The sequence below is a fragment of the Candidatus Latescibacterota bacterium genome (assembly GCA_019038625.1).
Lineage (GTDB): Bacteria > Krumholzibacteriota > Krumholzibacteriia > Krumholzibacteriales > Krumholzibacteriaceae > JAGLYV01.
Map to the genome: position 1 here is coordinate 24,282 of JAHOYU010000104.1, position 15,293 is coordinate 39,574.

Genomic DNA, 15,293 nt, shown 5'->3' on the forward strand with positions numbered 1-15,293 from the left:
AGGGGTGTTCCAAATGATGGGACTTTAGTCACAGAATCCAGGGTCAGACAATGCCGGGGCCAGGACTAAAGTCCCGAAACTTCAGGCAGGCTAACAGGTTTCATAAGATGGAAAATAAGTAAGGATGGGGAACAACGGGGAACCAGAAGGAACAACCGGACATAAAAAAGCCCCCCGAAGGGGACTTTGGTCTTGCTCTGTGCGAAGCCTTTCGCAAAATGCGAGATTCATTCAACCTTCAAGGCTGAGAACCCGGATTAATCCTTCTTGAGATACCTTTCGGGGTCTTTCATGAAGGCTTCCATGTTTTCCTTGGAATTGAAGTTGTATTCCATCTCCTTGTAGATATAAGAATAGCTCGATGAAACGACATCTACCAGCTTCTGATCGACAGGATCGACCAGGGAACCGCCGCCGACTTTCGTCTCTGTTTGAAGATTCTTGTCGCCCTCTGACTGATTGTTGCTGCAACCCAGCGACGATACAAGCATAACTGCAAGTAATACTACGAGGATCCTCTTCATCTAACTACCTCCATCTATCAGGATTATTACCATTCGATTTTTCCTTTGCATGGCGAAGATAACAGATTTGAGGATTCGGGTCAAGTATCCTCATTCCCAGTCCTTCACTGCCAGCGATGCACCCTGAAACTGCTCAAATGAACATTATTATTTAAGCAATATCATCTTTTTTGTTTCCACAAAGCTGCCAGCAGAAAGTTTATAGAAATAGACTCCGCTCGCTGCTTTAAGGCCGTCAACCGTTATACCATCCCACTTCTCGTCGTAGTGCCCTGCAGGTCGGAATTCCTCTACGACTACCCTGACCAGTCTTCCTGCGGTGTCGTATACCCTGAGCGTCACGTGCGAGCTGCTCGTCAGTCCGAATTTTATGGTCGTCGAAGGGTTGAAGGGGTTCGGATAATTCTGCGAAAGATAACTCGCCCGTGGTGCCGGAGGATCGTCGCCGGTGATCTCGCCAGGCACCAATGTGATATATCCACTCTCGTTCCCATTCTCGTCGATCGCCGAGAGCTTGTACCAGTAGTCCTGCTGCCAGTCCCAGCTACCATCGAACCAGGATTCGGTTTCAGGTGTTGCAACGAGATTGCCTGCACCCGGTGTGAAAATCTCGCTCGTGCTGCGGTAGACAGCATAATACCAGAAGTCGTTCTCCGTGTTCTGGTCCCAGCTGAGCTGGATCCCCGCCGGGGACTGCGACTGTTCTCCTGCCAGCCCGAGCGGCGGGGCAGGAGCGAGGTTATCGACCGAGTATCCGCTGTCAGGCTCGCTGACATACCAGACAAAAGGGTCGATCGTATGCGCCGTGACTATATAGACATTGTAAGGTATGCCGTACGAGGACGAATCCGCAAGAGTGACCGCTCTGAATATATATTCGCTGCTCTGCGCGGCATCGAATGAGCCGACCAGCTCCCAGGTACCCGCCGGTATGGCTCCGGTCGGAGCAGTGAGCAGGAAACGTTCTTCGCCGGATTCGACGATCAGGTCTTCAGTCTGGGATGCGTCCTGTGAGAAAGCCGCAGCCATCAGGGATGGCGCCCCGTCCACTCTCTGCCATACGTCGTATCTCGTGACCGGGACGATCCGTTGATCGAGATCGTCGTATTCGGAAGAAGTTACAGTCAATCTGACCGCGCCGCCCTGGTCGGCGGGTACGTCTGCGACCTGTGTGATCGCCGGGTCGGGCACAGGGATGACGCCTTTGTAGCCGAAAGACTGCGCATATATGCCATCGCCGAGCGTCACCTGGTTATCTCTCATCGTCGCAAAGAGACCTCCCGCACCGTCATGGCAGAAATCCCATCCGCCTCCGGACCCGCCCGGCACATGTCCTAAATACAATCCGCCGGCTGCCCAAATGGCTCTACCATCGGCATCGAGCTTCTGTCCCGCGAGACCTTCGTCCCATCTCAGATCACGCCAGGCGATAATACAGCCGCCGCCGGACTCGAGGAGCACGTGGTCGAGCTGATGTTCGACATCGTGGCCGACAAGGATGCCGTTTGTCGTCCAAAGTGGGAAACGGAACTTGTCGACATGCTGCGCGTAGATCTTGGAGATACCATCGTCACGTTCGTCTGCCCAGGCGATATACGCGCCGCCCCTGCCGTCTGAGAGGATCTCGGGATCAAGCTGGTTGCCGAATCCCTGGCATATAAAAACGGAGCTCGACCACAGGTAGTTTCCCCCGGCATCGATGCTGTGTGCTCTTATATCCGTGAACCCCGAACCATATTTCCATGCCACGACCACGCCATCGAAGGCGTCGCCCGCAATGACAGGTTCGGTGCCGTCACGATAGTCTCCGTCGAGCTCCACGCCGTCGCCCAGCCAGACGGCGCCCGACGGGTAGACACGCTGCACGAAGATATAACCCGAGTCGTTGTTGTATGCTACGAAGGCCCCTCCCATACCGTCACCAACTATATCGGGGTTCTGATGGTCGCCGCATACTATCGCGCCATGTCCGGAGACTTCATCCCAGGAAAGATTCCCCTCAGAGTCGACTCTCTGGGCATAAATATAGCCCCCAGTTCTAAAAGCTGTCACAAAGCCGCCCAGTCCGTCAGGAGCGGCTACGATCGAATATGGCCCGATGCCGCCTGTTACCTCCACTCCCAAAGAGCCCCAGAGAATGTTTCCACCGGAGTCGAACCTCTGCGCCCAAATCTCTCCTGATAACGTGCAGACGATTATCGCGCCACCCTCGCCGTCGCTGAATAGCTCCAGCAAATTATATTGTCCGTCCTCGGAGACCGGAATCCCGTCTGTCGTCCAGTATAGGGTCCCGGAGCCGTCGACCCTCTGGGCGTAGATCGTTGTAAATGAGTTGCGATCGTCTTCCCACACTACAAATGAACCGCCCGCGCCGTCTGTTACTATATGAGGCGATTCTCCGCCACCCGGGCCAACGTAGACGAGGGAACCGTCAGGGAGCCAAGCGGCATCGGCCTGAACTGGTGACAGAATAACAGGCAATGCAAGTGCGAGTGTCAGGACGGAATAAGTGCATATTATGGAAATAACCGGAAGCAAGCGGGCGGCTTTCATGATTTCCTCCTGTTGGTGGCTTCTGTATATGTCGTAGATCTATTCCCTCAGAAATGACTGATCGGATGCGGTCATTATAGCATAGATGGGAGGGTGATTCAAGCAGGGGCCCAAACGCCGGCCTGGCCAGAACGACGGCCAAAGCCCCAGGACAATCCTGAAAGTATCAGATGACCGATTCTATGACTTCGTGTTCTATCAACACTCCTACTATGTCGACGATCTCGGGCAGGACTTCGGTGTCGAGCCCCGCTTTCGTCGAGATCTCATCGATAGTCATCGTTTCAGCGCCGGGGAAAGGAAGGTGATATAGAAACCGACCCTGGTGCGAAGTGAGATTGATCCTGTGTTCTTTCCTGTCCCGGCCCTCACCCGACCAGATGACTACGTTGCTGATCGCGTCTCCGCTTCGGGCAGTGGTGAACTTCACCCGGGAGTTCTTTTTCTCCCTAATGCCACCCTTGCCCTCGCCAGCCCCCACTTCTTCGACGATAGACTGTAGATCGATCTTCATCTCCAGCGATCCGACAGCGAGAGAGTACCTGAAATAGGGGCGTTTTCTTTCATAGACTTCCCTGCGCGAAATGATCCCGAGAGATTCCATCGATTCGAGAAAATCCTGGGCCGTGTTGATGTGGATACTTACCCGCGAAGCTGCCTCTGAAGCAGAGACATCCCTGTAACTTGCCAGGAGCCTGAACATATCCATGGCATATTCCTTCGAAAGGTAATATCCGAGTTTTGAAGCCTTTTTGAAATCGTCTATCATTTTTTTATTCCTACGAAAACCAGCCGGTCCTGACTTTGTTCAGCCTGTCGATGATCCTTGTCTCCTGCCTGCTCGTATGCATTTCCAGAAACTCCACAAACAGGTCGCCGAGTGAAGCGCAGAGCTTGTCAAATTCAAGATCATCCCTGTATTCATAATAATCATCCCGGGAGATATTCACCGACACCTTGCCTTCGAAATCAAAACAGACCCAGCTGTCCCGAGAGATATCCCTGCCCGGATTCCAGAGATGAAAGAATTCTTTTCCCATCCTGATGATGACGAAATATATCCTGTCACTCTCACGGTGCGGCAGCACGATGAGGTGCCGGCCACAGAAATCAGCGAAGCCCGAGATCTCGTTCCTGGAATATTCGACACTGCCGGATGGCCTGGGCCTTTCGGTAAATCCGTTTCCGAGCCTGTCGACCGGGTCTGCAGCCAGCTCGAGCAGTTCACGCCCTCTCCATTTGACCTTTTTTGTCACCATCACATAGATCAGCCAGGCGATAAATGGAAGGGTCGCCGCCCGCATTATTTCGTACACCGAACGGTCAGGCAGGCCGAACACACTCCCCGGAATGCTGGCCAATGCGACCGTCCCCATGGTGAGATAGCAGGCAGATGCCAGATATCCAATTGACCTGGTCCTGAAAAATGACGAAAATGACAGAATTGAAAAGGACAGGAACACCATCGTAACGAACCACGCCATGCTATCACGCCCGAATATCATTGCCATCAACAGGCAGCCCGCGAGCGTAAAGAATGCTGGCAACAGCCCCGCGATAGACCTGTCCGGCTTGAGTTTACTATATGCGTTCATCAGCGACCCTTTCGTCTAACAATCCTGAAACCCCAGTCCAACAAAACAAGATACATACTTCTTATATTTTGTAGTATATAATTATTGCACTATTTTGTCAAGGGGGAAAAATCATTCTTATATAAATTTTTTACAATTTCTGCCGAATACTATACTATAACCGGTACCGCAATATTTTTGCGAAGAAAGGAACAGTAGTGGTGACAGCTGTAAAGGAGAAAAAGTCGATGGTGAAGAAAAAGGCTGCGAAACACAAGATGCCCGACCCGAAAAAGATTAAGAATGTAGGCATTCTCACAGGCGGCGGAGACTGCCCGGGCCTCAACGCTGTGATTAAGGGACTCGTCCGCAACGCAGCCTATGCTTACGGGTGGAAGGCCACCGGTATAGAAGACGGATTCGACGGACTTCTCGACTGCAGGGGACACAAACTCACCCCGAAAGAGATGTCAGGATTGCAGCTCAAGGGCGGCACGATTCTCGGCACGTCGAACCGCGGCAATCCACTCAGTTATCCTGTAAAAGAAAACGGCAGGACATATAACAAGGACGTGACCCCGGAGATCGTAAAAAATATCAAAAAAATGGGGATCGACGTCCTCGTAGCCGTCGGAGGCGACGGAACGATGAAGATCGCCCAGGCACTCTTTGAAAAAGGTGTACCCATAGTCGGCGTTCCGAAGACGATCGATAACGATCTCGACGTGACAGATGTCACCTTCGGCTTCAACAGCGCCGTCACTATAGCTACCGATGCCCTCGACAGACTCCACACGACCGCGGAGAGCCATCACAGGCTCCTTGTCCTGGAAGTCATGGGGCGCGACTGTGGATGGATCGCCCTGGAGGCAGGCATCGCCGGTGGAGCCGATGTCATACTGATGCCTGAGATCCCTTTCGATATCAATGTCGTCTGCGACCATATCCAGGCCCGCAAGAAACGTGGAAAAAAATTCAGCATTGTGATCATCGCCGAGGGGGCCTATCCACAGGGCGGCAGAAAAGTATATGAGAAAGAACCGGGCGCCGACGGCACTCCGGGAAGACTCGGTGGTATAGGCCGATGGGTGGCAGAAAAGATAGGACTTCTGGCAAAGATGGAGACGAGGGTGACCGTGCTGGGGCATGTCCAGAGAGGCGGTACCCCGACGACATACGACAGGATCCTCGCGATGCGTTTCGGCGTAGAAGCGGCAAACCTGATCGCCCGGGGAGAATATGGCAGGATGGTCTGCCTGAAGGGCCGGGAGATCAAGTCAGCCAACATCAAAGCAGCAGTCAAGAAACTCAAGAGGGTCGATCCCGACGGGCAGATGGTAAAGACGGCTGAGGCACTCGGAGCATCGGTGGGCCGCCCGGAGTAGGTGGGACGACTGTGGTAGTCCCTCTTCCGGTCAGTTACGGCGTCCAAGGGCAAATCTGTAGGATGGCGCGAAATATATGATAAGAGCCGACAAGAGGAAGACCGCGTCCTCAAGTATCTTTTTCCAGGCATAGGTAGCGCCAAAACCACACCCGCAATCGAAATAAACATCCAGGAACGGTGTCCCCTCACCATTCATTATATCGAACGTCCTGTATATGACTACCCCAATGAACACCACGTTCAGAACGACAAAAATGAAAGCTGAACCCCTCATAAAAAACCCGGTCAGCAGGGAGATGCTGCAGATTATCTCTATCCATGGCAGCACGATCGCCATGATGTAGAGGAGCGGGCCGATTCCGAGCACCTTGTACATCCTGATCTCGTCAGCGAACATCAGGGGTTTGCCGGCCTTCTGAAAAGCAGCGTAGATGAAGAAGGCAGCGAGGAATATCCGGCATAGCAGGACCACATAGTCCTTCCAGCTGGCCGGCCCATCCCGAAAGTCACCCTTCACCCCGAAAACACCATTTCCGCTTATGTAATCCATCATCGCCATAACAACTATAATTCGTCCTTCTATTGGTCGTGCATACCGGTCTCGAGAGGAAGTCCAGCCTCGACCCAACCCTCGATCCCACCCCTGAAAACAGAAATCTTCCTGTAACCGAGGGCGAACAACTCTCTCGCCAGCAACTCGGAGTCATCACAGTACGGACCGGTACAGTAAATTGCAAATTCCTCATCAAATGAAAGATATGGAGTGACTCTATCCACATATCTCCCGAACTCGAAGTAGTCGAGAAGTATCGCTCCTGGAACATGACCCTGTTCATAATCCGCGGCTGTCCTCGAATCAAGTACGATCCCTCCCCCATCGAGAAGCGACCTGAACTCATCGACCCCCACTATCTTTATTCCCTCGACCTCCTCCGTCTGGAACCCCTCTATCACAGGGACCCCATTCATTTTCCTGAACGGATTTATTCCGTTCTCGGAAAACGCATTGAACGTAAAGGCCGTGACGACGGAAATCGCCGTAATGATGATCGCCTGAATTATTCCATATCTGATCCGTTCCATAGGCTAGAATATATATCCAGACTCTCTCGAATGCAACCCGTCCCGGGACTTCATTCTTCCAGCAACCGGATCTTCCAGAAAACCCTACACAATCTTCACCATCTGCAATTATACTGACTGTCCGGAAAGGAAGACTGGTATTTGTGAAACAGCTTGAAAAGAACGTCATTCCAGCGGCTGAGGAGATCATCTCGTCTCCGTTCTGCTTCAGGGCGGTTCTGCCGGGGAATATTCATGTTCCCGGTATCATCGTGCAGGAAAAAGAGCCGTCCAGATCAGGCCCCGACGATCTCGAACTGATCGAATCGATTCGGACTCACGGGATCATCGAACCACCTCTCATCATCCGCAGAGACGGTGAAAACTGCATCGTCACGGGGCACCGGCGCCTCGCGGCGGCAGCAGCTGCCGGCCTGACCGATACAGACATGCTCGTCATGGGCACGGATATTCCTGAAGACACTGTTCCTGCCGGGATCCTGAATATATGGCTCGAATCAGCCAGAGGGGGAACAGTTCTCTCCGAACTGGAGAAACTCCTGCTCCTGTCCAGGGCGAAAGTCCTTGCGGGACCGGATCTCGAAGATCTTATGCCCATACTGTCAGATGTATTTGGACGGGATATCAATTCGACTTTCGCTGAAAAGCTTCTTACCCTTCTGGATCTGACGCCCCCTGTAAGGACTGCTTTACACAACGGCAGGATGAGGACAGGTGATCTCCTGTCTCTCGGTTCACACTCTTCGATCGACATCGACGTGGCCGCCGGGTTGCTACTTGGTGAAAAGATGAGCCGTGGAGGGATGAAGAAGGCCATCAAGCTGATTCTGTATCTTGCCGACCAGCATGGAACGGAATGGAAAAATATCCTGGTCTCTTCCAGCGAATCGACCCCGCCTCTGGCAGTCCGGCTTGGAAAAGCCTGTTATCCGCATCTGGAAAAGGACACGACGGAGATCGTGAGAATGATTGACAGCATCGGCCTCCCTGAAGAAGCCTCGATCAATCCGCCTGACAACCTCGAGGGTGGAAGTTACTCCCTGAATATCAGGATACGTGACGAAGCACGGTTTTCTGTGATCCTGGAAAAACTGTCCTCCGCGCTTTCAGCCGGCAGGATAGAAAGACTGTTGAAAATTCTTAAAGGAAAATAAAAGGGGATGCGTGTGGGGCTGAGCGTTCCGGGTTTACAACGTTCAACTTAATTACCGCATCCCCTGTATATAGATACGCATTTGCCGGCTCTAAAGTTCCTCAAAAAATCAATATCCGGCGGCTTTCCAGTCACCGACCTTCTTTCTGAGCCTCGCCGCGTCAGGATCGTTCGGCACATACTGCAGATATACCTGATAGACTTCCAGAGCTCTTTTAAACACCCCGGCGTTCTCGGCCAGGCTACCCAGTTCCTTGTAGACCCATGGCATATCCCTGATCACCCTGTCCTCGTCCATCCTGATCAGTTTTTCCAGAGTGATCGTCATCATCGGCACGTTATCCATACCCTTGTACGCCTGGTACATCACCGTTCTGAGGGCAAAATCTTTCGGCCTCTTTGTACCTATGAGCTCAAGATATGTCAGCGCGTTGTAAAAATCACCCGCGTTGAAAAAGAATATCCCTTTCTGATAATCGAGTTCATCTCTGTTGATCAGCTTGCTGAGTCCGGAAGAGGAAAGTATCTGCTCCCCGGCCTCCACCTTTCCGCTCACAGCCAGCACCCTGGCCAGCTGAAAGAATCCCCGCAGATAAGTCGTGTCGATATCGTAGGCGCTGAAGATCGATTCGACAGCAGCCTCGCCGTCTCCATTGAATCCCTGCGCAACCGCGAGGGAAAAGAAAAGCCCGGCGTCACCGGGGCACTTCTCGGTGAGAAGGCCGTAAAGAGCTATGGCCCTTTCATAGTTGCCTGTAATCAGGGCATCTTCAGCTTCGAGCATCATAGTGTACTTCTGGGGCAGGGCTCCCTCGAGTATCGAAGGGTCTCCCATCACCTCGGTGATGACTCCGCCGAAGAACCTCAGATCGTACGGGATGGCCCCACTTACCGACCCGAGATTAATTGAAACCTGGGATGTCGGAATGTTCTTTCGCTTCAATACGCGCAGGAAATCGAGCAACACTCTGGTCCCCATCCTGCCTTCAGGGTCCTGTGCCTTCTGTCCGAGGAAGAAACCAAGATCAATATCGATAATCGCAGTTTCCTTCGGTCCGATTTCGAGATCCTCGAGATTGGAAAAAGTGACCGGAATTCCGCTTATCGTACCATTCACATGCTTTCCGTCAGATACGAGGTCTTTAAGATCATCCTTCGTGTAGGGTCGTTTTTCGTAAAGCACTCGCTTTAGATTCTCCACAGTACCGATGCCGATGGACTGCTTTGCGGGAAGGACCCATATGACCCTTTTAAAAAGTCCCGCCTTATGACCCAGGTTTATAGTCCCGCCCTTCTCGATGAAGCTGGCGATCTGATCGACGACAAGGACGTTCTTTCTCTTAAGGTGATCTGCCGCGTTCTTGATCGTCTCCCTGTAACTCGCGGGAAACACTCTCATATCGTCCGAACTGTCGATATGTATCAATACGTCCGCCTTGCTGTCAGCTATCACCCACGACTGCAGCACTTCAGAGTTCGTCTCGGAACGAGAAATCTTGTTTATCGGTTCGTTCAGGACTATAGGCGATTTTCCACTACAACCGGCCAGCAGCACAAACAGCAATACCGGCAGCAATCTCATCGCGGACAGTCTGTCTCTATTCCCGAATCTTGCCGAATTCATATCTTCCTCCATCATAGTTTGATGTTACTCCTCTATCGGGAATCCCCGCTACCGGTCAGAACATTGGTAACAGATCCTCCCACTTTTTGAATATTTAAAGTATACTACAATCCAGCCGAAAAAAAGATAAGAATACGGATTCTTGACATACGCTACCGGCCAGCGGTAATCTTTCGAGAAGAGATCCTGTCGTTTGCCACGCTGAAAAAAACTCATGAACCCGAGGAGACAGCAAATGTTTCGCAGACTCGTCACGAATAACGGCTCCAGAATCATCTTTCTTGTATTGGATGGCCTTGGGGGAATAAGAAACGACGAATTCCCGATGACGGCTCTGGAAGCGGCTTCCACTCCCAACCTCGATGCCCTGGCCGCGGACGCCGCCTGCGGGAGATCCCTGCCAATATCGATCGGCGTAACACCGGGGAGCGGCCCCGCGCATTTCGCCCTGTTCGGATATGACCCTCTCGCTCCGGAAAACGACGCGGGCCGGGGAGTGGTCGAAGTAACCGGTGTGGGATTCGACGTTCATGATGACGACGTGGCTGTCAGGGGCAATTTCGCGACTATTGACGAGCACGGGGTTCTTACGGACCGCCGGGCAGGAAGGATACCCCACACCGAAGGTATCAGAATATGCGGGATGCTGTCTGACAATATACGGGAGATCGACGGAGTGGAGATCATCGTAATGCCCGTTCGCGAGTACCGTTTTGGCCTTGTCCTCAGGGGCGAAGGCCTCTCTGCCGATGTCGCCGAGACCGACCCGCAAAAGACCGGACTCAAACCTCTGCGGCCCAAAGCCATGAGCTCTGCTGCAGAGAGAACCGCGAGTATACTCGACAAATTTGTCAAAAAAGCGACGGAGGTCCTCGCGGACGAACCCGCGGCCAGGACGACTCTGATGAGAGGAATCTCGAAAAAACCGTCCATCGAACCTTTCAACTCAAGGTACGGACTGAAGGGCGCGGCTGTTGCGGCATACCCGCTTTACCGGGGCGTCGCCAGACTCTGCGGCATGGATCTTATCGATACTGGGTTCAGCCCGGCGGAAGAATTCGAGACCGTGCGTTCGTCCTGGAACGGTGGCCACGATTTCTTTTTCATCCATATCAAGAAGACGGACTCTTACGGTGAAGACGGAAACATCGAGGGAAAAAGAAAGGTCATCGAAGAAGTAGACACGGCCCTTCCCATACTGCTCGACCTGAAGCCCGATGTCATCGTCGTCACTGGTGACCATTCAACGCCCTGCGCGATGAAAAGCCATTCGTGGCATCCTGTGCCATTCCTTATAAGGTCGGATACCTGCAGTAGAGACGATGTGGAGACCTTCAGCGAAGCGGCTTGCGACAGGGGTTCCCTGGGTGTATTTCCTGCCGCCTCTATAATGGAACTCGTTCTCGCAAACGCGGGACGCCTGAAAAAATACGGGGCGTAGCTGACCGGCAGAAAAACACATGAAAACGCTGGATAACTTAGGGGCTCGTGCTTATTCTATAAAACTCATCCGCCCGATTACCGCTTCCATATCGCTCATATTGACGATTTCCTGACCGCGGTCGCCTCCGGCATCTGTAGAGAGCTTGATCGCCCAGACCTTGCCGTCATGTAAAAACATCATCCATTCCCAGAGACCGGTGCCCCTCCGCCCCGAACTGGAGCCATACCCCCACCGCCCATAAGCGGCAAGCGCCCGGTATTGGCCGACCTGCAACTCCTCCGACCCGGTGATTTCCATCTCGAGCTGTTGATTTTCTACCAGAAATCTCGTTACCCGGTCATGGATATCCTGGAGAATGATATCGACACGGTTTGTTCCCCCCCAGGTCACCTCCAGCTCCGAATATCCGACCTCCGAGTTTGAAGTCCACATGATACGCCCGCTCAGCGCTTCCCCCGAACCTTCCTTAACCTCGAATCCTTCAGGAAAGTCCAGCTTGAATGAGGGCGCGACGACATCGAATGTATATTTCCTGTAAACAGCCTGGAGATTGAACGGGACCATGTTTCCCTGCTTGTACCCTTCCATTCCCGGCAGGACCGTCCCGGTGGCTGCTTCCGAGAGAGTTGTGCCTTTCCGGATCGCGTTCTTTCCTGTCTCGATCACAAGGTCGATATAGGCCTGCTGTTTTTTTAATATGTCCGCGGCACACACCATCCCCTGGCCGGGAACGACCCTGTCTATCCCCGTTGTTGCCAGCCTTCCCAATATGGCCTTCCAGTTGTCGTAGTCAACGCCCTGGTCGCTCATGTTAGGATGATAGTCGTTACTGACAAGACCACCTGTAAAAATGGTCCGCGTCTTCGGCACGGTAACGAAGATATCGCCGGCGGTATGCCCCGGTCCATCATAGTAGATCTCGGCCGAGATCCCGCCGAGGTCTACCAGAGTACGCCCCAGGACAATAGAATCTGGCAGAGCCATCTTTACGTTGACCAGTTGCCTGTAAGCCTGGGACTTCTGGTCACGGTAGTATGAGAGATAGATCGGTGTATATTTTTCTATATCGTCCCTCGTCTCGCGAGTAGAGATGATGGTCGCTCCGAGCTCCGCGAAAACTGAATTACCCCAGGTGTGGTCGGGATGATAGTGCGTATTGACCACGTATTTCACAGGAAGATCTGTGATCGACCGGATCGTCTCAAGCAGTTCCTCCGCCAGTTCGGGCGTATACCTTGTGTCGATCACCATTACTGCTTCCGTGCCGACGATGAAACCCGAGTTTGCTCCGAGTCCATTTGCCGCATCCGGTCCCGGCGCTATCCACGCATAAACACCGTCAGCTACTTTTACGAGGCCGGTCTTTTCGAGATCCCCGTCCGCGCATCCGGACACGATCAATACAATCGATAGCGCCATGCAGGCGATCATCTTTTTTATCATTCCCGGGTTGCCTTCCCCGGCCCACTTATGGGCCGCATTGATTCTTTTCAATCAGTTCGATCAGCGTATCGCGATTGTAATTGATAATATTCCATCAATTCAATCAACCAGATATAGATTATAAGGGAGAATGAGAAATAAGTAAACGGGGACGACATATGCCGTCCCCGTGATTGATCGAATAACACTCCTGCAGATCGGATCTCAGGCGAGAGCCTTGTCTATCCACTCCACAAAATAGTCTTTCGGCGCCGCGCCCGATATTGAATCGACTACCTCTCCAGCCTTGAGCAGTTTCAGGGTCGGAATGCTCATGATACCATACTTGATCGCGACATTCTTGGCCTCGTCGGTATTGACCTTGACGAATTTCACCTTGCCGTCGTAATCGTCGGCAAGTTCCTCTATAATCGGGCCGATAGCCTTGCAGGGTCCGCACCAGGGAGCCCAGAAATCCACCACTACGGGGATCTCACTATCGACGACTATTTCCTGAAAATCGTTTTCACCTACATGTACTACTTTGTCACTCATCTTCATTCCTCCTGTCGCTCTGGTTGCTTCCACACATACCCAGGCATTTAAGCACACTTATGACATTTTTTTCCTTGAGCCTGTAATATACCTTCGGTACATCTTTCCTGCGCTCGACGATGTCGTTGAGCCGGAGATTCTTCAACTGCTGCGAGACCAGCGATTGTTTCAGGCCAGTATGAGTACAGATATCCGAGACAGTCAATTCGCTTTCCGAGAGTACATTGACTATCCTCAGTCTGGCAGGACTGGCAAGGACCTTGAGCATCTCCGCATATCGGTCTATCTCGGCCTCTGACAGTGTTCTTTTTACGTTTTCACAATCCATGGCTCTCTCTTTTCTCTGCACATTGTTATATTAGTATATATTAATATTATACTTTGTCAATAGAGTTTTGATGTTTTTTTATAACCTGTTATATATCAAGCCATTACACCTTGCTGTTCCATCGTCAGGAGGATCCTCTCGACTCCCGGCCTGCCCCCCCATATGCGCTCCCATTCTTCTTGACAACCTGCCTGACTATAAATAGAGTCCAGTTGTGGGATGCAGACGATTGTCCAGCATCCCCGCCAGGTCATCGGGCCTGTCTTTCACGGGCTGTGTTTAAGGAGGTCGGGACATGTTGAAAGGGCTCTATATTGCTCTCGTTACACCTTTTAACGAGGATAGTAGCCTGAACGAGGAGAAATTGCGCGAATTGGTCCGCTTTCATATCGAAGCAGGCACCAACGGGTTGGTGCCATGCGCCACTACAAGCGAAAACCCCGCGTTCTCCTGGGAGGAACATTTCAGGATCATCGAAATCGTCGTCGAAGAGGCCGCCGGCAGGCTCCAGGTAGTCGCTGGATGCGGGACGAACTCAACGACCAAATCTGTCGCCAACATCATCAAGGCAAAAGAACTTGGAGCAGACGCCGCCATGGTCGTCACTCCATATTATAACAAACCGACCCAGGAAGGGCTTTACGCTCACTTCATGAAGCTCGCCGACGACGGTGGATTGCCGCTGATGCTTTACAACGTACCCGGAAGGACCGGCCTGAACATGCAGCCTTCCACAGTCGAAAGAATCTGCGATCACGAGCACATCGTCGCCATCAAAGAGGCGAGTGGCTCCATCGAGCAGATGGCTGAGATCATCCATATCTGTGGAGACAGGATCACCCTGCTGTCCGGCGATGATACAATGACACTGCCTGTCCTCTGTATCGGGGGCAAGGGCGTCGTCAGTGTCGCGGGCAATATCGTACCAAAAGATGTGCTGGCGATGATCGCGGCCTGGGAAAAGAAAGATATCGAAGAAGCACGAAAATTACATTACAAGCTCTTCCCTCTCTGCCAGTCAATGTTCATAGAGACCAATCCCATGCCTGTCAAAGAATCGATGAACATGCTCGGCATGGGCGTGGGCGAGGTGAGACTTCCCCTGGTAGGCATGAAGCCTGAGAACAGGATCAAACTGGCCGGAGCTCTTAATGCTTATGGCCTCGATGTCGTCAAACCTCCCGCCGGAGCCTGAACGGTCCGAGCCGAAAGGAACGCGATGACAAGGGTAATACTGACCGGAGCCCTGGGCCGGATGGGCAGGATGGTCGCCGGCGAGATCGCCGGAGATGAGACTCTTTCCGTTTCGAGACTTATCGAAGCGGCCACCCACCCGGGTGTTGGTACCGAAGTCGACGGAATCAGGGTCATCTCATCTCTCAAGGAGATTATCGAAGACTGTGACCTCGTTGTGGATTTCACCTGCCCTGAAGCGGCCATGGCGCACATCGCCACCTGTGCCGCTGCCGGCAAGCCCTTCGTCTCTGGCACGACCGGCCTGACGGCGGAGCAGCTCGAAACGGCTATGAATCTCTCCACGAAGATCCCTGTCATGATCAGCCCCAACATGTCGGCCGGGGTGAACCTTCTTTTCAAGATCGTCCAGGAAGTGGCCGCTGCCCGTCCCGATTTTGACACCGAGATCG

15 protein-coding genes are annotated in these 15,293 nt (G+C 52.7%); 5 read left to right on the plus strand and 10 right to left on the minus strand.

Features of this window, described 5'->3' with window-relative positions; genetic code table 11:
- Positions 1–257: 257 nt before the first annotated feature.
- The 4 genes from KOO63_07740 to KOO63_07755 all read right to left on the minus strand — a co-directional run bounded on the left by KOO63_07740 (position 258) and on the right by KOO63_07755 (position 4,672).
- The gene (locus tag KOO63_07740; protein ID MBU8921698.1) at positions 258–524 is read right to left on the minus strand and encodes a YHS domain-containing protein; all 267 of its coding nucleotides are present in this window, start codon (positions 522–524) and stop codon (positions 258–260) included.
- A gap of 147 nt (positions 525–671) precedes the next feature.
- The gene (locus KOO63_07745; protein ID MBU8921699.1) at positions 672–3,077 is read right to left on the minus strand and encodes a T9SS type A sorting domain-containing protein; all 2,406 of its coding nucleotides are present in this window, start codon (positions 3,075–3,077) and stop codon (positions 672–674) included.
- Positions 3,078–3,243: 166 nt separating this feature from the next.
- Entirely contained in the window at positions 3,244–3,846 is a 603-nt protein-coding gene (locus KOO63_07750; GenBank protein MBU8921700.1) for a helix-turn-helix domain-containing protein, read from the minus strand.
- Between the two features lie 10 nt (positions 3,847–3,856).
- Entirely contained in the window at positions 3,857–4,672 is an 816-nt protein-coding gene (locus KOO63_07755) for a hypothetical protein (GenBank protein MBU8921701.1), read from the minus strand.
- A gap of 227 nt (positions 4,673–4,899) precedes the next feature.
- On the opposite strand from KOO63_07755, the gene KOO63_07760 reads away from it, so the two are divergent.
- On the plus strand, positions 4,900–6,036 hold the full coding sequence (locus tag KOO63_07760) for an ATP-dependent 6-phosphofructokinase (GenBank protein MBU8921702.1): 1,137 nt from the start codon (positions 4,900–4,902) through the stop codon (positions 6,034–6,036).
- Between the two features lie 30 nt (positions 6,037–6,066).
- Here the strand turns inward: KOO63_07760 and KOO63_07765 are convergent, their stop codons facing one another.
- The gene (locus KOO63_07765; GenBank protein MBU8921703.1) at positions 6,067–6,597 is read right to left on the minus strand and encodes a DoxX family protein; all 531 of its coding nucleotides are present in this window, start codon (positions 6,595–6,597) and stop codon (positions 6,067–6,069) included.
- A gap of 20 nt (positions 6,598–6,617) precedes the next feature.
- Positions 6,618–7,121, minus strand: coding sequence for a rhodanese-like domain-containing protein (locus tag KOO63_07770; GenBank protein ID MBU8921704.1), 504 nt, complete (start codon positions 7,119–7,121; stop codon positions 6,618–6,620).
- A 143-nt stretch (positions 7,122–7,264) separates the two neighbouring features.
- On the opposite strand from KOO63_07770, the gene KOO63_07775 reads away from it, so the two are divergent.
- Positions 7,265–8,275: a ParB N-terminal domain-containing protein gene (locus KOO63_07775; GenBank protein ID MBU8921705.1), complete on the plus strand. Its 1,011-nt coding sequence runs from the start codon at positions 7,265–7,267 to the stop codon at positions 8,273–8,275.
- A 108-nt stretch (positions 8,276–8,383) separates the two neighbouring features.
- Here the strand turns inward: KOO63_07775 and KOO63_07780 are convergent, their stop codons facing one another.
- A complete protein-coding gene (locus KOO63_07780; GenBank protein MBU8921706.1) occupies positions 8,384–9,898 on the minus strand; it encodes a hypothetical protein in 1,515 nt (504 codons plus the stop codon).
- 235 nt (positions 9,899–10,133) lie between these two features.
- On the opposite strand from KOO63_07780, the gene KOO63_07785 reads away from it, so the two are divergent.
- On the plus strand, positions 10,134–11,339 hold the full coding sequence (locus tag KOO63_07785; GenBank protein MBU8921707.1) for a 2,3-bisphosphoglycerate-independent phosphoglycerate mutase: 1,206 nt from the start codon (positions 10,134–10,136) through the stop codon (positions 11,337–11,339).
- A gap of 51 nt (positions 11,340–11,390) precedes the next feature.
- Here the strand turns inward: KOO63_07785 and KOO63_07790 are convergent, their stop codons facing one another.
- The 3 genes from KOO63_07790 to KOO63_07800 form a co-directional block, all read right to left on the minus strand.
- Complete coding sequence (locus tag KOO63_07790) at positions 11,391–12,785, minus strand: MBL fold metallo-hydrolase (protein MBU8921708.1); 1,395 nt, start codon at positions 12,783–12,785, stop codon at positions 11,391–11,393.
- A gap of 204 nt (positions 12,786–12,989) precedes the next feature.
- A complete protein-coding gene (trxA, locus tag KOO63_07795; GenBank protein MBU8921709.1) occupies positions 12,990–13,319 on the minus strand; it encodes a thioredoxin in 330 nt (109 codons plus the stop codon).
- A complete protein-coding gene (locus KOO63_07800; GenBank protein MBU8921710.1) occupies positions 13,312–13,647 on the minus strand; it encodes a metalloregulator ArsR/SmtB family transcription factor in 336 nt (111 codons plus the stop codon). Before KOO63_07800 ends, trxA begins: the two co-directional genes overlap by 8 nt.
- 295 nt (positions 13,648–13,942) lie before the next feature.
- On the opposite strand from KOO63_07800, the gene dapA reads away from it, so the two are divergent.
- The gene (gene dapA / locus KOO63_07805; GenBank protein ID MBU8921711.1) at positions 13,943–14,842 is read left to right on the plus strand and encodes a 4-hydroxy-tetrahydrodipicolinate synthase; all 900 of its coding nucleotides are present in this window, start codon (positions 13,943–13,945) and stop codon (positions 14,840–14,842) included.
- Between the two features lie 24 nt (positions 14,843–14,866).
- Positions 14,867–15,293 (plus strand): hypothetical protein (locus KOO63_07810; protein ID MBU8921712.1); only part of this gene is annotated, 427 nt, incomplete at its 3' end.